Genomic DNA, 18928 nt, shown 5'->3' with positions numbered 1-18928 from the left:
ACGCAGACGCATATCGACGCTTATCATGAGCCGCTCGGCGCGGACCGTGATCGCGCGAGCGACCGGGGCGACGGTGGCGGTGTCGCGGCTGTGGCCGGGCCGTGCCGACCGGCTGATCATTGCACCGCACGACCTGCGCACCGCCGACGCCACCCGCGCCGCCGAGATCTATGCCGGCCGCTTCGTGTTCGCCGGCAAGATCGTCACCTGCCATGGCCGCTCGATCTTCGATCTCGAACCGCCGTCGGAAGATTGGGAAGTCGCCCTGCTCGGCTTTGGCTGGCTGCGGCACCTTCGCGCCGCCGACACCGCGCTGACCCGCGCCAATGCCCGCTCACTGGTCGACGACTGGATCTCGAACCCGGGGCGCAAGCGGCCGCTCGAACGCCGCCCCGACGTGCTGGCGCGCCGCGTGATCTCGCTGTTGTCGCAGGCGCCGCTGGTGCTCGGCGACACCGACGGAAAATTCTATCGCAAATACCTGCGCGGGCTGACCCGCGAGATTCGCTATCTACGCTACGCGATGCTCGACATCGCCGACGGCGTGCCGCGGCTGCAGGTCCTGATCGCGCTTTGCTACGCCTCGCTGTGCCTGGCCAATCAGGCCCGTCACATTCGTTCCGCCACGCGACGGCTTTCCGACGAATTGCAGCGGCAGATCATGCCCGACGGCGGGCACATCTCGCGCAATCCCGGCGCGCTGGTCGAACTGCTCAGCGATCTGCTGCCGCTGCGGCAGACCTTTGCCGCCCGCAACATCGCCCCGCCCCCGGCGCTTTTGAATGCGATTGATCGCATGATGCCGATGCTGCGCTTCTTCCGTCACGGCGACGGCAGCTTTGCGCTGTTCAACGGCATGAGCAACGCGCCCTCGGATCTGGTAGCCACCCTGCTCGCCTATGACGACACCCACGGCGTGCCGATGGCGAACATGCCGCATACCGGCTTCCAGCGCCTTGATGCCGGCGCCACGACCGTCATCGTGGACACCGGCCCGCCGCCGCCGCCGAATATCAGCCAGGAAGCGCATGCCGGCTGCCTCTCGTTCGAATTGTCGTCCGGGCCGAGCCGGATCGTCGTCAATTGCGGGATGCCCTCGACCGGCCGGGACAATTGGCGCAGCTTTGCGCGCAGCACGGCGGCGCATTCGACCCTGACCTATCATGACACCTCCTCGTGCCAGTTCATCGAACTGTCGGCGATGAAGCGCCTGCTGCAGGGCGCACCCGTAGTCAACGGCCCGGTCAATGTGGAAAGCTACCGCGAGGCGATGGCCGACGGCGATCTCCTGACCACATCGCATGACGGCTATCTCGCACGATTCGGCGTCGTGCATCGCCGGGTGCTGATGATGTCCCAGGACGGCGGCAGGCTCGACGGCGAGGACACCATCTCGCCGGCGCCGGGGGCACGCATCAAGGGCGACGGGACCGATTTTGCCCTGCGGTTTCATCTGCATCCTGCGGTGAAGGCAAGCCGCCTCAGCGATGCGCGCGGCGTCATGCTGGTATTGCCCAACCGCGACGTCTGGACCTTCGAGGCGCTCGACGACAAGGTCGACCTCGAGGACAGCGTGTTTCTGGCCGGCAATGACGGCCCCCGCCGCACCGCCCAGATCGTGATCCGCCAGGATTCCCGCCACGCCTCCTCGGTCCGCTGGAGTTTTGTTCGCTCAACCACGTCGGCGGCCGGCACGACGGCCCGGCGCAACGCTAGGCGCGAGCCGGAACTGCCGCTGTAGGCCCGCGGCCGGTCACGAGATTTCCACACGTGGATTTGGCGGGTTTCTGGCCGGTTTCATGGCCGGCAAAACCATGCTACCGGGCTGGCTTACCAGCCTAGGAACCCCCTATGACCGACCATCCGCGCCGTGTAACCCGCGCCCTGTTGTCCGTTTCCGACAAGACCGGCCTGATCGAATTTGCCAAGGCGCTCGCTCGCCATGGCGTCGAGCTCGTCTCCACGGGCGGCACCGCGAAGGCGATCGCGGCGGCCGGACTGCAGGTCAAGGACGTCTCGGAGCTGACGGGCTTTCCCGAAATGATGGACGGCCGGGTCAAGACGCTGCACCCCAAGGTGCATGGCGGCCTGCTCGCGATCCGCGACAACAAGGAACATGCCGACGCCATGAAGGCGCACGGCATCGCGCCGATCGACCTGCTCGTGGTCAACCTCTACCCGTTCGAGGAAACCGTCGACAAAGGCGCGGGCTACGAAGACTGCATCGAGAACATCGACATCGGCGGTCCCGCGATGATCCGGGCGGCCGCGAAGAACCACGACGACGTCGCCGTCGTGGTCGAAGCGCAGGACTATCAGGCTGTGCTCGACGAACTCGCCGCCAACAAGGGCGCAACGACGCTGTCGCTGCGCCGCCGCCTTGCCGCCAAGGCCTATGCGCGCACCGCCGCCTATGACGCCGCGATCTCGAACTGGTTCGCCCTTCAGCTCAAGAACGACGCGCCGGATTTCCGCGCCTTCGGCGGCAGATTGATCCAGTCGCTGCGCTATGGTGAGAACCCGCACCAGACGGCGGCGTTCTATTCGACGCCCGACAAGCGGCCCGGCGTTTCCACCGCGCGGCAGTTGCAGGGCAAGGAACTGTCCTACAACAACATCAACGACACCGACGCGGCCTATGAATGCATCGGCGAATTCGACCCGGCGCGCACCGCGGCCTGCGTCATCGTCAAGCACGCCAATCCCTGCGGCGTCGCCGAAGGTCCCGACCTCATCACCGCCTACGCCCGCGCGCTGGCCTGCGACTCCACCTCCGCTTTCGGCGGCATCGTCGCGCTCAACCGGACGCTCGACGCGGAGTCGGCGCGCGCCATCACCGAGATATTCACCGAGGTGATCATCGCGCCTGATGCCACCGAAGAAGCGATCGCGATCGTCGGCGCAAGAAAGAACCTGCGTCTGTTGCTCGCCGGCGGATTGCCCAATCCGCGCAGCATCGGCCTGACGGCGAAGACGGTTGCCGGCGGGCTCCTGGTGCAGAGCCGCGACAATGCCGTGATCGACGACATGACGCTGAAGGTCGCGACCAAGCGTGCGCCGACCGACGCCGAACTGCGCGATCTCAAATTCGCGTTCCGTGTCGCCAAGCACGTCAAATCGAACACCATCATCTACGCCAGGGATCTCGCCACCGTCGGCATCGGCGCCGGCCAGATGAGCCGGGTCGATTCCGCGCGCATTGCCGCGCGCAAGGCGCTGGATGCCGCGGCCGAACTGAAACTGGCCGAACCGCTGACCAAGGGCTCGGTCGTTGCGTCAGATGCGTTCTTCCCGTTCGCCGACGGCATGCTGGCCTGCATCGAAGCCGGCGCCACAGCGGTGATCCAGCCCGGCGGCTCGATGCGCGACGAGGAAGTCATCAAGGCTGCGGACGAGCACGGCATCGCGATGGTGTTCACGGGCGTGCGGCATTTCAGGCATTGAGCCTCGTCGTCCCTGCGAACGCAGGGACCCATAACCACCGGCTTGCATTGTTGAAGAAGGACGTTTACCCGCGCGCCAAATAATGTCCGCCGCGGCGTATGGGTCCCGGCTCGCGCTTCGCTTGGCCGGGACGACGGCGAGAGAAAGTCACTCCCTCACGCGCGTCAGCAGCGCCAGGCCCGCAAGGAAAAACACCACAAGCATCGCCATGCCGGCCTTCTGGCTCGCGGTATATGCCGTAATCGCGCCGATCAGCAGTGGACCGATGAACGACGTCACCTTCCCGGTAAGTGCAAACAACCCGAAATATTGCGCGATACGATCCTTCGGCGCGAGACGAATCAACAGCGAGCGCGACGCCGCCTGCAGCGGACCGCCGGCGGCACCAATCAGGCAGCCCAGCACGAGATAGGCGCGCTCGGCGGCGCCCGAGAACAGCGGGCCGCCCGGCACCGGCGGCGCGACCTTCACGAACAAAATCGAATCCTTGTCGACCAGCAGGATCGCAGCGAGCGCGAACAGAAGGATTAGCAAGCTGCCGGCGATGACGCGCTTGGGTCCGAGCCTGTCGTCGAGCTTACCGCCAAGCCACGCGCCGAAAGTTCCGGCGATGGCCAGCAGAATCCCAAAACTTCCGATCTGGATCGTATGCCAGCCGAACGTGCCGGCGGCGTAGATACCTCCGAACGCGAACAAGGACACCAGCCCGTCCGTGTAGATCATGTTGGCAAGCAGGAATGTCGCCAGCGATTTCTGCTTCGGCAGTTCGCCGAGCGTCCGCTTCAGCCCGCTCAATCCTTCGCGCAACGCCGCGCGGATCGGACGCTTTGCCGGATAATCGGGCGTGAACAGGAACATCGGCAACACGAAGATCATGAACCAGATACCCGTCAGCGGGCCGGTAATCCGATCGCCCTGATGGGATACGGGATCGAGACCGAACAGCGGCGCCAGGCCAAACAGCGTACGCCCGGTATCGGGGTTCGCTGCCAGAAAGCCGAGCACCAGGATGAGGCTGAGGATGCCGCCGATATAGCCGGTGGCCCATCCGGTGCCGGACAACCGCCCGATTCGATCCGGCGGCACCAGCGTCGGCATCATCGCGTTGTTGAAGACAGTGGCGAATTCGACGCCCACGCTCGCGATCGCATAGGCCAGCAGCAACGACGGGATCACGCTGGGATCTCCCGGCTTTCCGAACCACATCAGCGAGGCGCCGATCACCAGCAGCGAACCGAAGCCGGCGATCCACGGCTTGCGGCGGCCGCTGGCGTCCGCAATCGCGCCCAGCACCGGCGACAGCAGCGCGATCATCAGGCCGGCGGCCGCGGTAGCAAATCCCCACAATGCCTGGCCCTGCGCCGGATCCGGCGCGACGAAACTCGCGAAATAGGGCGCAAATACAAAAGTGGTGATCAACGTAAAATAAGGCTGCGCGGCCCAATCGAAGAAGATCCAGCTGATGACGGCGGCGCGGCGCGGATATTCCCGCGGCAGATCAGCGCCGGCTGCCTCGGAAGCGATCACCGTCATGTGAGGAATTTCCCTGAAAAGTCCCTCGGGGCATTTTGCCCGTTGAGTCCAAACCCATATAGCATGCGTTCATCGGCGCTGGGGGCTGTTGCCAGGCGTCACACAGGCTCCAACTGCGGCGGATTTTCGATGGCGGTCTTTTCAATCCGGTGGCGCCGAGTAGCTGCCACATTCGTACTTGCGTTCGCCTGCGGCGCGACGGCCTTTGCGCAGGAGCGCCGCTCTTATGCGCCCCCCGACCTCGCCACCGTTCGCGCCATTACGGCCGAGCATGGTTTGGTGGTGGCGCAGGAAAGGCTCGCCGCGCAAGTCGGCGCCGATATCCTCAGGCAGGGCGGCAATGCGGTCGACGCCGCGGTCGCCACCGGCTTTGCGCTTGCCGTCACCTATCCGCGCGCCGGAAACATCGGCGGCGGCGGCTTCATGGTGATTCATTCGGCCGCGCGCAACGAAGACGTCGCCATCGATTATCGCGAAACTGGACCGGCCGCGATCACGCGCGACATTTTTCTGGGACCGGACGGCAAACCGGATAGCGATAAATCGCGCAATTCCGCGCTTGGTATCGGCGTGCCCGGCACGGTAGCCGGGCTGGCAGTGGCGCTGGAGAAATACGGATCCGGGCGTTTCACGCTTGCGCAAATCCTCAAGCCCGCCATCGAACTGGCGCGCGACGGTTTTGCGGTCGCCGACGACATGGCCGACACGCTGCCGGACATGTATCGGCGAATGGGGCGCTGGCCGAATTCGGCAAAGGCGTTCTCACGCAGCGACGGCACCCCGCTGCAAGAGGGCGACCGGCTGATCCAGTCCGATCTCGCGGCAACGCTCTCCACAATTGCCGAACAGGGACCGCGCGGATTTTATGAGGGACCGGTCGCCGAACGGCTGGCAAAGGCCGTCCGCGACGGCGGCGGCCTCATGACGGTGGACGATCTCAAATCCTATGAGGCTGTCGTCCGCAGCCCGGTGCGTGGCAATTATCGCGGCTACGACATTGTCTCGATGCCGCTGCCCTCCTCCGGCGGCACCGTGCTGTTGCAGTCGCTGAACATTCTCGAAGGATTTACGATGGCCGACATGAAGCAGGGCTCCGCGCCTTCGCTGCACGTCATGATCGAAGCCATGAAGCGCGCTTACGCCGACCGCGCGCGCTATCTCGGCGATCCCGCCTTCGTCAACGCGCCGGTCAATGTCCTGATCACCAAGGATTACGCGGCCCGACAACGCGCAACCATCGACCTTGAACGCGCAACGCCGGCGGCCGATGTACTGGCAGTGAGCCCGCGCGAGGGCAGCAACACCACGCATTATTCGGTCGTCGATTCCAGCGGCAACGCGGTCAGCAACACCTACACGCTGAATTTTCCCTATGGCGTCGGCCTGGTCGCCGAGGGTACCGGCGTGCTGCTCAACAACGAGCTCGACGACTTCACCGCCGCACCCGGCGCGTCGAACGCTTTTGGCCTGGTCGGGTTCGAAGCCAATCTGCCCGGCCCGGGAAAGCGGCCATTATCGTCGATGTCGCCGACCATCGTGCTGAAGGACGGCAAGCCGGTGCTGGTCACGGGTACGCCGGGCGGCAGCCGCATCATTTCCGCGGTGCTGCAGGTCGTGGTCGACGTGCTCGACTACAAGATGGACGTCGCCGCCGCCGTGGCGGCCCCGCGGGTCCACCATCAATGGATGCCCGATGAAGTGCGTGTGGAACGCGGCTTTGCCGACGAGGTGTTGGCCGACCTGAAGGCGAAAGGCCACAAGGTGATCGAGCCGCTCGGCCAGACCTCGGTCAATTCGATCGCCGTCACGCCGGGCGGCCTGCTTGGCGCACCCGATCCGCGCACAAGGGGTGCGGCGGCGGTGGGGCAGTGAAGCGATGACGGCTGACGGTGATTTGTCATATAAATCACAGCCAACGACCTGAAGTGAAACCGGGAGCGAGCCCAATGACATCTCTCAAAGGCAAGACGCTTTTCATCTCGGGCGCCAGCCGCGGCATCGGACTGGCCATCGCACTGCGTGCCGCGCGTGACGGCGCCAATGTCGCGATTGCGGCGAAGACCGCGGAGCCGCATCCGAAACTCAAGGGCACCATCTACACCGCGGCGGAGGAAATTCGCGCCGCCGGCGGCAAGGCGCTGCCGGTGCTGTGCGACATCCGCGAAGAGGCGCAGGTGATCGCCGCGATCGAGCAGACCGTCGCCGAATTCGGCGGCATCGATGTCTGCGTCAACAACGCCAGCGCCATCAGCCTGACCAACTCGCAAGGAACCGACATGAAGCGGTTCGATCTGATGATGGGCATTAACACCCGCGGCACCTTCATGGTGTCCAAATATTGCATCCCGCATTTGAAGAAGGCGGCCAATCCGCACATCTTGATGCTGTCGCCGCCGCTCGACATGAAGGCAAAATGGTTCGAGCATTCCACCGCCTACACGATGGCCAAGTTCGGCATGAGCATGTGCGTGTTGGGGCTGTCGGGTGAATTGAAATCCGCCGGCGTCGCGGTCAACGCGCTGTGGCCGCGCACCACCATCGCCACCGCCGCGGTCGGCAATTTGCTCGGCGGCGAGGCCATGATGCGCGCCAGCCGCACGCCCGAGATCATGGGCGATGCCGCGCACGCGATCCTGACCAGGCCCGCGCGTGAATTCACCGGGCAGTTCTGCATCGACGACAAGGTACTTTACGCCAGCGGCGTCAGGGATTTCGAACACTATCGTGTCGATCGCTCGGTGCCGTTGATGTCGGATTTCTTCGTCCCCGACGACGACGTGCCGCCACCCGGCGTCACCGTGCAGGCGCTGCCATCGGTGGGTGCCGCGCAGACGTCGCGTTAGGCGCTTGCCGGCTGATCGTTCCGGGCGAGGCATATGAACTTGCGGAAATGGAGCGTTGCGACCATCGCGATCTTGCTGGCCGCAATGGCGGGAGTGAGTGCCTATTTCCGGCCCGATCGTGCTATTCGCGTCGCCACCGGCGTCGTCGCGCACAATGTCTGTTCCAAGACCTTCGTCTCGGGGCTCGACCCGCAGGCTGTGTTCTCGGAAACCATTGAGCGCGACGGCCTTCGCCGTCTGCGCGGGGTGCTACGGTTGCGGGTCGACCGCACCGCGCGATCGGTCGATGCGTCCGCAGCGGGGCTGCTTGGCAGCCGCGCCCTGTTTCGCGAGGGGCTGGGTTGCGTGCTGCAGGACGGGTCGAACGAGCCTTACGTTCTCAAGAGCGACATCGAGGCGCTGAAAATTCCAAAGGCGCCGCCGCTTCTGCCCGAGATTGCCGGGCCTGACATCGTGCAGCCGTCAGACCCCGCATTGAGGGCCGCCCTCGACCATGCCTTCGAGGAGCCGGCCGAGCCACCGTTCCGAAGAACCAAGGCGGTGGTCGTCGTGCATGACGGCAAGGTGATCGCCGAGCGTTATGCGGGCGCAATTGGCGTCGACACGCCGCTGCTCGGCTTCTCCATGACCAAATCGGTGATCAACGCGCTGATCGGCATTCTCACGCAACAGGGCCTGGTGACGCCGTCGATGCCCGCCCCGATTCCGGAATGGCGCGGCGACCTCAGGCGCGAGATCGAAGTCGAGCATCTCCTGCGCATGACGACGGGCCTGGCGCTCGACGAGACCAATAGCGGTTTCGATCCGGCCAGCCAGATGGTCTATCTGTACGACGACATGGCGGGCTTCGCGGTCAACGCCGCAGTCGTGGCCCCTCCCGGCACGCGCTGGGCTTACTCCAGTCCGACGACGCAGCTATTGGCGCGCATCGTTCGCGATGCCGTCGGCGGGCCGGAACAGACATTGGCGTTCGCATGGCGCGAATTGTTCAATCCGCTCGGCATGCGCAACGTGACACTGGAGTTCGACGCCTCGGGGACGCTGCAGGGCTCGACCTACATGCTGGCAAGCGCGCGTGACTGGGCAAAATTCGGCCTGCTCTACCTCAATGACGGCATCGTCGGCGGCAAACGCGTGCTGCATGAGGACTGGGTGGACTTCTCCGCCGCGGCGACGCTGGGCACCGATTACGCCGCCGGCTTCTGGACCAATCGCAGCGAGCACCCCAACGCCAAGGGCCGGGTGCGGCTAGGTATCCCGCGCGATGCCTTCTTCGCGTCGGGCGACCTCGGCCAGCGCATCGTGATCATGCCGTCACAGCGCCTCGTGGTCGTTCGTCTCGGCGACAGCGTCGATCCGACCGGCGATATCAGGGGCCTAGGCCGGCTGGTGAAGGAAGTAATCGCGGCGGTGCAGCCCTGAAGCATCATTGCCTGCGACAAACGCGAAGCGTTTGCGCAAGGGAGCGAAGCGACGAAGCAATCCATTCCACAGCTTGCCGAGCTATGGATTGCTTCGCTGCGCTCGCAATGACGGAGAAGCCGTCAGCGCCCGATCACATACGGCCCGCCCTTTTCCAGCGCGCGCGCATAGGCCGGCCGGGCGTGAATACGTTCGAGAAACGCCATCGCTTTGGGATGACCCACCTCCAGCCCGCCGCGCGCCGCAGCGGCCTCCAGCGGAAAGCTCATCTGGATGTCGGCGCCGGTGAACTCGTTGCCGGCGAACCACTCGCTTCTTGCCAGTTCGCTTTCCCAGTAATCCATGTGCTGCTTGAGCTGCGGATTGACCAGCGTGGTCAGCGCCGTGTTGGACACCTTGCGCACCAGCGGTCGCAGCAAGGCCGGCGCGCGCTTCGGCATCAGCGTGAACAACAGCTTCAGCAGCAGCGGCGACATCGCCGAGCCTTCGGCATAGTGCAGCCAATAGGTGTAGCGCAGCCGTTCCGGCGTGTTCGGCGGCGGGATCAGGCGGCCATTGCCATAGGTGCCGATGACGTATTCGCAGATCGCGCCGGACTCGGCGATGGTGTTGCCGTTGTCGGTGATGACCGGCGATTTGCCGAGCGGGTGAATGGCGCGCAGCTCCTTGGGCGCCCGCATGTCCGGCTGGCGCTGATAGCGGACGATTTCGTAGGGGACCTCGAGTTCTTCGAGCAGCCACAGCACGCGCTGCGAGCGGGAATTGTTGAGATGATGAACCGTCAGCATGGTGTTCCCTTCAATTGGCCGCCGTTGGTGCCAGCCGGGCGGGGCAAAGTCGAGACGGCCTGAAGTGCAGCGCTATATTTACCCGGGTGATATTGACAATCCAATTTATCCGGGTAAATATAGCCAACCGAAAATCCCGAGAAGCTCCAATGCCCGACAAGACCCGCCCCCATTTCACGGCCTTCATGGGCCCGCAACGCCTGGCGGCGGGCCCCCTTGCCGAGGTCGCAATTGCGGTCATGCAGGCTTCCCGCAAGCCTGCCGCGGCGCCGATCATCATCTTCAGCGACGCGACCGGCCAGCCGATCGATCTCGATCTTCGCGGCACCGAACGCGAAATCATTACCCGCTTGCCTCAACCCGCCTCGCCTCCGGAGGTCGAAACCGATGAGACGGCGTCAGCGGAGCCGCGTGGGCGCGGGCGTCCCAAACTGGGCGTTGTCGCGCGCGAGGTGACATTGTTGCCGCGCCATTGGGAGTGGCTTGGGGCGCAGCCCGGCGGCGCATCGGTGGCGTTGCGAAAGCTGGTGGAAGAAGCGCGCCGCGCCAATGGTGATGCGGATCGCGCCCGCGCGGCAAGGGACGCCGCCTATCGTTTCATGTCCATCATGGCCGGCAATCTTGCAGGCTTCGAGGAAGCCTCGCGGGCATTGTTCGCCGATGACCGGCGGCGATTCGTCGGTCTCGTCGCCGGCTGGCCCGACGATATCCGCGACCACGTCGTCAAACTCGCCTTCAGCGACCGCGCCGAGCCATAGGCGCGCGTCGCCTCTAGCCGAGTTTCCAAAACCTCTCGCCCGCCACCGCTCCGGTGCGCGGCAATGATCCGTCGCGTCTTCAATGGGAACAACCATCGTGTCCAAACCTCCCTCGCTCCGTAAGACCTTCCTCATCTTCCTCGCGCCCCTGATGCTGAGCAACGCGCTGCAATCGCTGTTCGGCACCGTGAGTAATGCGCTGCTCGGTCAGTTGATCGGGGTCGACGCGCTGGCGGCCGTCTCGGTGTTCTTTCCCGTGATGTTCTTCCTGTTCGCCTTCGTCATGGGCCTCAGCACCGGCGCAACCGTCCTGATCGGACAGGCCTGGGGCGCGGGCGAACGTCACAAGGTGAAGGCGGTTGCCGGCGCGACGCTGGCGATTGGTCTGCTTCTCGCCACCACTGTGGCGCTATTTGGCGGCCTGTTCAGCCGGCAATTGATGATCGCGCTCGCCACGCCGCCCGATATCCTCGACCAGGCGAGCGCTTATGCGCGCGTCATGCTGCTGACGATGCCGCTCGGCTTCGCATTCCTGCTGACGACCGCGATGCTGCGGGGCGTCGGCGACACGCTGACGCCGCTGGTGGCGCTGGCCTTGTCGACCGCGATCGGCCTGATCCTGACGCCACTCCTCATCCGCGGCTGGTTCGGACTTCCCGCCGCCGGCGTGACGGGCCCGGCATGGGCGTCGGCTATTTCCACCGCGCTGACGCTGGTCGCGCTCGGCCTATATCTGCGTCACAGGAAGAGCCCGCTGGCGCCGGACGCCGAATTTCTGCGCGTGCTTCGGCTCGATGGCGCGCTGCTCGGGAAAATCCTGGGCATCGGTATCCCGAGCGCGGTCGGCATGGTGGTGATGGCGATCGCCGAACTGGTGCTGCTCGGCCTCGTCAACGGCTTCGGTTCCGATGCCACCGCGGCCTATGGCGCCGTCAACCAGATCATGGGCTATGCGCAGTTCACCGCGATATCGATTTCGATCTCGGTTTCGATCCTCGGCGCGCAGGCGATCGGCAGCGGCCATGCCGACCGGCTGGACGCCATCGTCCGGACCGGCCTGCTCCTCAATCTCATTCTGACCGGCGGTCTGGTGGCGTTGATCTATCTGTTTCCCCGCGCGGTGCTGGGCATCTTCATTACCGACACCGCCGTGCTCGAACTCGCGAAAAGACTGCTCATCATCGCCTTGTGGAGTTCGGTGCCGTTCGGCATGGCGACCGTGTTCTCGGGCGCGATGCGCGCAGGCGGCGTGGCCTTGGCTCCCATGCTGCTGTCGATCTTCGCCATCGCCGCCATCGAAATACCCGCTGCCGTGATCCTGAGCCGGACCATCGGGCTGGAAGGGGTCTGGGCCGCCTATCCGATCGTGTTCTGCGCCATGTTCGTCCTGCAATTCGGCTACTACACACTGGTCTGGCGTCGCCGCCCGCTTCGGCGGATGGTGTGACGTCGGGCAAGTCGCGCATTTCCACGGTATTACGATCGTCATAATACCGTGGACGCGACGCCTGCCTTGCGCCACAATGCGCCAAAATATCGGGGAGACTGTCGTGAGCTCAAATCCGCAATTCCTGTTCGATCTCGGCAGCCCCAATGCCTTCCTGAGCCACGAAGCGATACCGGCGATCGAAAAGCGCACGAACGTGAAGTTCGAATATGTGCCGATCCTGCTCGGCGGCATCTTCAAGGCCACCAACAACAAGTCGCCTGCCGAAACGCTCGCCGGCATCAAGAACAAGCGCGAATTCCACGCGCTGGAGACCGAGCGCTTCGTGAAGCGCTTTGGGGTCAAGCCCTATGTCTGGAATCCATTCTTTCCGGTCAACACGCTGAACCTGATGCGTGCGGCGGTCGCGGCCCAATTCGAAGGCGTGTTCGAGAAATATGTCGATGCCGCCTTCCATCACATGTGGGTCGAGCCGAAGAAAATGGATGACCCCGAAGTCGCGACCAAGGCGCTGGCCTCGTCCGGCCTCGATGCCGCAAAACTGCTGGCGCGCTCGCAGGACGCCGATGTAAAGGCCAGGCTGATCGAGAATACGCAAAACGCCGTCGAACGCGGCGCGTTCGGCTCACCGACATTCTTCGTCGGCAAGGAAATGTTTTTCGGCAAGGAACAGCTTCGCGAAGTCGAGGAAATGGTCTCGGGAAAGTAGCCGCCCGCCGCAAGCCGTTCGACGAGGCATGGCAGACAAACGATAGTGAGTGGCAAATAGCGAACGGTCGGTGGTAATGGTGGCCGGGAATTTTCCGGCTCGGAATCCGGCAACTCGCTTTTCGGCTCCCGCCAGGACCAGCAACAAAACAACAATAAAGGAAGTTCATCCATGCGTATTCTCGTGGTCGGCGCCGGCGCCATCGGCGGCTATTTCGGCGGCAGGCTGCTTCAGGCCGGCAACGACGTGACGTTCCTGGTCCGGTCGAAGCGCGCTTCCGAACTCGCAAGCGCAGGCCTCGTCATCAGGAGTCCCGCCGGCGACGTGACGCTCAAGAGCCCGCCGACGGTGCAGGCCGACAAGCTCGCCGAAAAATTCGACGTCGTGTTGTTGAGCTGCAAGGCGTTCGACCTTGAAGACGCGATCAAGTCCTTTGCCCCCGCAGTCGGGCCGAAAACGGCGATCATCCCGCTGCTCAACGGCATGCTGCATCTCGACGTGCTGGACAAGAAATTCGGGGGCGACCGCGTGCTTGGCGGCCTCTGCGCAATCGCGGTGACGCTCAACGACGCGCGCGAGGTGGTCCAGCTCGCGCCGATGCAGTCGCTCAATTTCGGCGAACGCGATGGCTCCATGTCAGACCGGGTGCGTGCGATTGCGAACGTGTTTGAGAGCGGCAAGTTCGGCGCGGTGGCCAGCGAGCACATCATGCAGGACATGTGGGAGAAGTGGGTTTTCCTCGCTTCGCTCGCCGCGTCGACCAGCCTGATGCGCACTTCGGTTGGCAACATCCTCGCGGTCGCCGGCGGCAAGGATTTCCTGCTCGGCATGCTCGACGAATGCAGCGCGATTGCAAAGGCGTCGGGCCACGCGCCGACCGGCCCGTTCTTCCAGCGCACCAGCGGCTTGCTGACGACCGAGGGCTCGCCGATGACCGCCTCGATGTTTCGCGACATCAAAGCGGGCCTGCCGGTCGAGGCCGACCATGTGATCGGCGATCTCGTCGCCCGCGCCGACGCGGCGAAGATCCCGGTGCCGAAGCTGCGCATCGCCTATACGCATCTCAAGGCGTATGAGAAGCAGCGCGGGTAAGATTCGGTGTCGTCCCTGCGAACGCAGGGACCCCTAACCACCGATGCTGATTGTTAGGGCAGACCGACCACACCGCCCAAAATAGAAGGGCCGCGGAGTATGGGTCCCTGCTCCCGTGCGCAATTGCGCACTAGGCAGGGACGACTGGTTCTTACAAATGCGCGAGATAATGCGCGAGCGCCTCGATCTCTTCCTCGCTGAGAGGGTAGGCGACATCCGCCATCGCCGCCATGGCGCCGCCGGCCCGCACGCCCGATTTGTAATCCCCCAGCGCCTTCACGAGATATTCCTCGCGCTGGCCGGCAATGCGGGCGACCGCCTTGGTGCCGGCGAAGGTTTCCATGTGGCATGAAGCGCAGCGCCGGCCGACCGCCGCTTGCGCGCCCTTGGCTGAAAGGTCCGGATTGTCGTCGGGCTTGGGTGCCTTGGGCGGCGGAAGCGAGGCGTAATAGGCGCCGAGGTTGCGGATGTCCTCGTTGTTGAGCTGCTCGACGATCGGCTGCATCTGCTCGTTCTTGCGGGTGCCGGCGCGAAAGAACACGATTTGCCACTGAATGAAGAGATCGGGCTGGGCCGCGAGCGAGGGAATGTTCTCCATCTGCGAAATGCCGCCCTCGCCGTGGCAGCCGACGCACAGCTCGGCCTTCTCCTTGCCGGCCGCGATATCGGCCGCGCGGACAGGCGAACCGCAAACGATTGCGACCGCCAACCCGATCCCGACCAGTACATTTCGCATGTGAACTCCTCCGCACCGCACCCCAAACAACAGGGGCTGCGGCCACCCGTTCCCGGATAACCGCAGCCCCCGATTTTTGTTTGACGCGTTTTCTTCACGCGAACCGGTACCCACTTCGCTCGAAAACGCTCTAGCCGTTGACGTCCTACTTCTTGTAGCTGATGCGATAGATGGCGCCGGCCCAATCGTCGGCCACCAGTATCGAGCCGTCCTTGGCGAGGATGATGTCGTTCGGACGACCGAGATAGCCCGTGTCGCCCTCGAGCCAGCCGGAGGCAAGGATCTCCGACTTGGCATTCTTGCCGTCCGCATCGACAATCACGCGCTTGATGCGGGCGCCCTGGTACTTGGCGCGGTTCCAGGAGCCGTGCTCGGCGATCAGGATGTTGTTCTTGTACTCAGCGGGGAATTGGTCGCCGGTATAGAACTTCATGCCGAGGGGCGCCACGTGCGCGCCGAGATTGACCACGGGCGGCGTGAACTCGGAGCACTTGTGACCCATCGCGAATTTCGGGTCCGGCATATCGCCCTGGTGGCAATAGGGATAGCCGAAATGCTCGCCGATCTTCGAGATCATGTTGAGCTTGTCGCTCGGCATGTCATCGCTGATCCAGTCGCGGGCGTTCTCGGTGAACCAGTATCGCCCGGAACGCGGATCGACGTCGCCGCCGACGCTGTTGCGGACGCCGAGCGCCCAGATCTCGGCGTTGCCGGTCTTGGGATCGACGCGGCGGATCTGCGAGAGGCTGGTCGGTGGGAGCCCGATGTTGAAGGGTGGTCCGAACGGCATATAGAACCAGCCATCCTTGTCGACGGCGATGTATTTCCAGCCATGCGGGACGTAGGTCGGCATGTCGTCATATACCACCTTGCCGGCGCCGAGATTGTCGATATTGGCTTCGGCGTTTTCGTATTTGATCAGCCTGTTGATCGCGACGACGTAGAGCGAGCCGTCGAGAAAGGCGAGGCCGGTCGGCATGGTGAGGCCTTTGAGGACGGTCTTGACCTCCCTCTTTCCGCCAGTCTCTTTGATCGCATAGACGTTGCCGAGGCCGAAGGAGCCGACAAACAGCGTGCCCTTGTCGCCCCAGGCCATCTGCCGCGCTTCCAGCACGTTGGAGGCGTAGACTTCGATACTGAAACCTTCCGGCAGCTTGATCTTCTTCATCATCGCCGCAAGTTCGGCGTCGGAGGCGCCGGTCGGCGGACCGGATGGCGGCGCCTGGCCCTTCTGGGCCTCGGTCTCGTCGCCGAGGAACCAGTCCGGCGGCGGGTTGGCCCAGAAGTCCTTGGTGCCGGACTCGTACTTCTTCAGGGCCCTCTGCTGCGCGCTGGCCTGGCTGACCCCCGCGACAACGAGGACGGCTGCGAGCGCAAGAATGGATCGATTGAAAGCCGATTTCATCGCGTCACTCCCTATGCAGCCTGGCGGCTGCGCCTGTTATTATTTTGAGACGTTGAAGAGGCGACTTGGTCTGGTGAAGTAGACAGACCGCCAGATCGTAGCACATCCGCCGCGGGAGAGAAGCGCAGGGCGCCCAGCTTCATTAGATCAATGCAAATTGTGAGACGGATTGATAACCAGCCGCGTTCGCAGGGCGCCCACTGCACCGCAATATTCGAGGCGAGCGACCGCGGCCCTTCTTCGTAAGCGCGTGGGTGGGCGGGCTTCCACAGCAGAGGCAGACCTTGCGTGTATTCATGCTCGGTGGGAACAGGCTCGATCGCCTGGTGCGGACTAATTCCGAGCAGCTTGCACCCCGTCTGACCGCCTTATTTCCCGCTTCACCGTCAGTTTCGCTGCGCCTTTGTTGTTTCGATAAAAGAGATCATAGAGCCCGGGAATGCCGAGCACGGAATCATTGACGAAGATGAACAGCTCGCCTTCGCGGGTGGGCCTGATGGTGGCTTCGATCACGGAATCAGTAGGATCAGGATCCAGAAAAACCTCCTCCCCGCCGATGTCGCCATAGCGCAGAACGATCCGGAACCAGTCCTTGGTCAATTCGCGGCGCAGCGGCACTCCAAGCCCAAGCAGGATTCGCTGATTCCAGGTCGGCTGGTCAGCCGGTGAGAAGCCGCCGAACGGGACTTTGATGCCGGCATCGTACCAGGTCTCCGATAGCACCGGCTCGACCTTCACCGAATATTTCGCTCCGCCGCCATCGAGACGAATGCCCGTCGGCTTGCACAGATCGGACGTCTTGAATACGACGGGCGGCGCAGTCTCGCCCTTGGCGAGATCTTTCGCTCCCGTGCTCGGCGTGCAGGTAAGACCGGCAACGTCCTGGGCGTTGTAAAGCAGGCGGTTGACGAGGGCCAACCCGATATAGACGAACAGCAGGGCAAAGAACGCAGGCGCCCACCTGCGCTTCATTCCCTCATGCAGTGCAATGTAAGATTTACTGCTGCGAAGCCGGTAGACGAAATCATCGGGCAAGCCCGACGGCGCGGAAGAGGTTTTTCGCCAGATCGCTCCCATGCGGTCGTCGACGCGGGATGCTATGCGCATTCCCCACAGATTGAAGAACGCAACCAGGCCGGCAAGCAGCAGGAATGAAAACGGCGCGCGGGCATAGCCGTCGACCCATGTGGACGCGAAGCCCGGCAGAAACGCCCCGACAAAGCGAATGATGTCCGAGACCCATCGGATTGGGCTCGTGAATTCGTCGGAGCGCGTGGCGCCGCTGATCAACGGAAACGCCAGCAGCCAGGCGGTGGCGCCGACGGAAGCGAAATAGATGACGCGACGTTTCCAGATTTCGTTCCAGACGTGTTCCTGTGCGTCCGCGCGCGTCTTGGCCGCATCGATGGTCTCACACCCAAATTGATCCGGCGTGACGATCTCACCGTCGGCCTTCACGATGTCGTAGACGGCGGGCAGGCCGATGGGCGCATAGGCGTGCGCATGGTTCCGGATTCGCCTGAACACGCTTTCGTGGATTTTCGGACGTTCGATCGCCACTTCGTCGTCTTCTTTTTTCGAGTATCGGTAATTGCAAAGTTGCACGAGCTTGCGTGGACCGTAACGGTAATAGGCGCCGAGGCCCGCGCGCGGATCGTAGATTCGCCCGTCCTTGTCCGCGCGCGAAGTGGCATTCTTGAACGCATCCGGATAGGCAGGCGGATCGCTGGTTTCAGATTTGAATTTCAGACCGCAGTGCCGCGCTTCATTGAGCATCCAGACCAATGGAATGTAGGCCAGCGCATCGTCAGGGTACCCACCGCCTACGTTGGAATGCACGCCTGCGAACCAGACCTGACTGAGTTGCTCATCGGCAATGTTGCGCTTTTGGCCGGGATCGAATTCCGGCGGCGGAACGACTTTTTCATCCCATAGTTCGGGATGAAACGTGGTTCGTGCTTCGTCGAGCGCAAGCGCCTGGCATGCGCGCATGACGTATTTGCGATTGAGCGTGTGATTGGGAAGTTCGAGCGGAACGATCCACCGGCTGACCCCTCGCGTCATCTCGTCCATCGGCAGGCCATAGGCGGCCACCGTATCCCACACCCCCACGAAACGGATGTGCTTGACCGCGCGATTGTCGCGCTTGTCGTACTTGATCGGGAAGAGGAAGTTGCGAATGGCCCGGTACCAGTCCTCGGGATGCCAGGGCAACAGGGTATGGTAGCGCTCGGCGCGATATTGCCGGTAGGCCGCGATGGCCTTCTTGTCGAGTTCGCTTTCGTTGTCGGCGGACACCAAGCCTTGATTGAGAATCAGGCCGATGACGACGCGGATCGTAAATGCACCTCGGCTGAAGCCGAAGCCGTAGAGGTTGTCGCTTTCGTCCTTGTAGTTGCGGCAAGCAAATTTGTAGATGTCGATGACATTCCGTTTCAGGCCAAAGCCGAACGCGCCGCCAAGGATCGCCCACGGCTTGAATGTCGAAGTACCGACGCCGTCGTCGTAGAAGGCGACCTGATCGTTTCCAGAAAGGTCCAGCGCCTCGAAGGTACGCCAGACGTTCGTGCGCCAGACCTTGGCCGCTGAATTGCCGGTGCCGTCGGACAGCAAAACAATGTTTCGCCCCATGAAATTGCTCCCGCCGAGTGATGAAACGACACTACAATCTCTGGTCACAGAGCATTGCACGCTCCCCTCGAATGAAAGGAGAGCTGGATCACATCGGGGACCAAAAAACGACAAGGCCGC

The 18928-nt window shown here is 63.5% G+C and carries 14 protein-coding genes; 9 read left to right on the top strand and 5 right to left on the bottom strand.

The window, feature by feature from the left end; all coding sequences use genetic code 11:
- Positions 1–25: 25 nt before the first annotated feature.
- Together ACVWVY_RS06575 and purH are read left to right on the top strand one after the other, a co-directional pair.
- Entirely contained in the window at positions 26–1741 is a 1716-nt protein-coding gene (locus tag ACVWVY_RS06575) for a heparinase II/III family protein (protein WP_456625613.1), read from the top strand.
- A 110-nt stretch (positions 1742–1851) separates the two neighbouring features.
- Positions 1852–3444, top strand: a complete 1593-nt coding sequence (gene purH / locus ACVWVY_RS06570; protein ID WP_456625612.1) for a bifunctional phosphoribosylaminoimidazolecarboxamide formyltransferase/IMP cyclohydrolase — start codon at positions 1852–1854, stop codon at positions 3442–3444.
- A gap of 147 nt (positions 3445–3591) precedes the next feature.
- Here purH and ACVWVY_RS06565 read toward each other — a convergent pair whose 3' ends face one another.
- Positions 3592–4977: an MFS transporter gene (locus ACVWVY_RS06565; RefSeq protein WP_456625611.1), complete on the bottom strand. Its 1386-nt coding sequence runs from the start codon at positions 4975–4977 to the stop codon at positions 3592–3594.
- Positions 4978–5106: 129 nt separating this feature from the next.
- Between ACVWVY_RS06565 and ggt the strand changes: the two genes are divergently transcribed.
- The 3 genes from ggt to ACVWVY_RS06550 all read left to right on the top strand — a co-directional run bounded on the left by ggt (position 5107) and on the right by ACVWVY_RS06550 (position 9242).
- Entirely contained in the window at positions 5107–6849 is a 1743-nt protein-coding gene (ggt, locus tag ACVWVY_RS06560; RefSeq protein WP_456625610.1) for a gamma-glutamyltransferase, read from the top strand.
- Between the two features lie 74 nt (positions 6850–6923).
- Positions 6924–7820, top strand: coding sequence for an SDR family oxidoreductase (locus ACVWVY_RS06555; protein ID WP_456625609.1), 897 nt, complete (start codon positions 6924–6926; stop codon positions 7818–7820).
- Positions 7821–7853: 33 nt separating this feature from the next.
- Positions 7854–9242 (top strand): serine hydrolase domain-containing protein, encoded by a 1389-nt coding sequence (locus ACVWVY_RS06550; protein ID WP_456625608.1) that lies wholly within the window; start codon positions 7854–7856, stop codon positions 9240–9242.
- 122 nt (positions 9243–9364) lie between these two features.
- On the opposite strand, the gene ACVWVY_RS06545 is transcribed toward ACVWVY_RS06550, so the two are convergent.
- Complete coding sequence (locus ACVWVY_RS06545; protein ID WP_456625607.1) at positions 9365–10030, bottom strand: glutathione S-transferase family protein; 666 nt, start codon at positions 10028–10030, stop codon at positions 9365–9367.
- A 149-nt stretch (positions 10031–10179) separates the two neighbouring features.
- On the opposite strand from ACVWVY_RS06545, the gene ACVWVY_RS06540 reads away from it, so the two are divergent.
- From ACVWVY_RS06540 to panE, 4 genes are all read left to right on the top strand, one after another.
- The gene (locus tag ACVWVY_RS06540) at positions 10180–10788 is read left to right on the top strand and encodes a DUF2239 family protein (protein ID WP_456625606.1); all 609 of its coding nucleotides are present in this window, start codon (positions 10180–10182) and stop codon (positions 10786–10788) included.
- Between the two features lie 82 nt (positions 10789–10870).
- A complete protein-coding gene (locus tag ACVWVY_RS06535; protein WP_456625605.1) occupies positions 10871–12235 on the top strand; it encodes an MATE family efflux transporter in 1365 nt (454 codons plus the stop codon).
- Between the two features lie 103 nt (positions 12236–12338).
- Positions 12339–12944, top strand: a complete 606-nt coding sequence (locus tag ACVWVY_RS06530; protein ID WP_456625604.1) for a DsbA family protein — start codon at positions 12339–12341, stop codon at positions 12942–12944.
- A 171-nt stretch (positions 12945–13115) separates the two neighbouring features.
- Positions 13116–14036: a 2-dehydropantoate 2-reductase gene (gene panE / locus ACVWVY_RS06525; protein WP_456625603.1), complete on the top strand. Its 921-nt coding sequence runs from the start codon at positions 13116–13118 to the stop codon at positions 14034–14036.
- A gap of 151 nt (positions 14037–14187) precedes the next feature.
- Here panE and ACVWVY_RS06520 read toward each other — a convergent pair whose 3' ends face one another.
- From ACVWVY_RS06520 to ACVWVY_RS06510, 3 genes are all read right to left on the bottom strand, one after another.
- Complete coding sequence (locus tag ACVWVY_RS06520; RefSeq protein WP_456625602.1) at positions 14188–14772, bottom strand: c-type cytochrome; 585 nt, start codon at positions 14770–14772, stop codon at positions 14188–14190.
- 145 nt (positions 14773–14917) lie between these two features.
- On the bottom strand, positions 14918–16177 hold the full coding sequence (locus tag ACVWVY_RS06515; RefSeq protein WP_456625601.1) for a PQQ-dependent sugar dehydrogenase: 1260 nt from the start codon (positions 16175–16177) through the stop codon (positions 14918–14920).
- 333 nt (positions 16178–16510) lie between these two features.
- A complete protein-coding gene (locus tag ACVWVY_RS06510; protein ID WP_456625600.1) occupies positions 16511–18808 on the bottom strand; it encodes a DUF2235 domain-containing protein in 2298 nt (765 codons plus the stop codon).
- Positions 18809–18928 lie beyond the last annotated feature (120 nt).

The organism is Bradyrhizobium sp. URHC0002 (assembly GCF_054059515.1).
The sequence above is the reverse complement of the archived record's forward strand: the minus strand, read 5'-3'. Positions and strand labels throughout refer to the sequence as shown.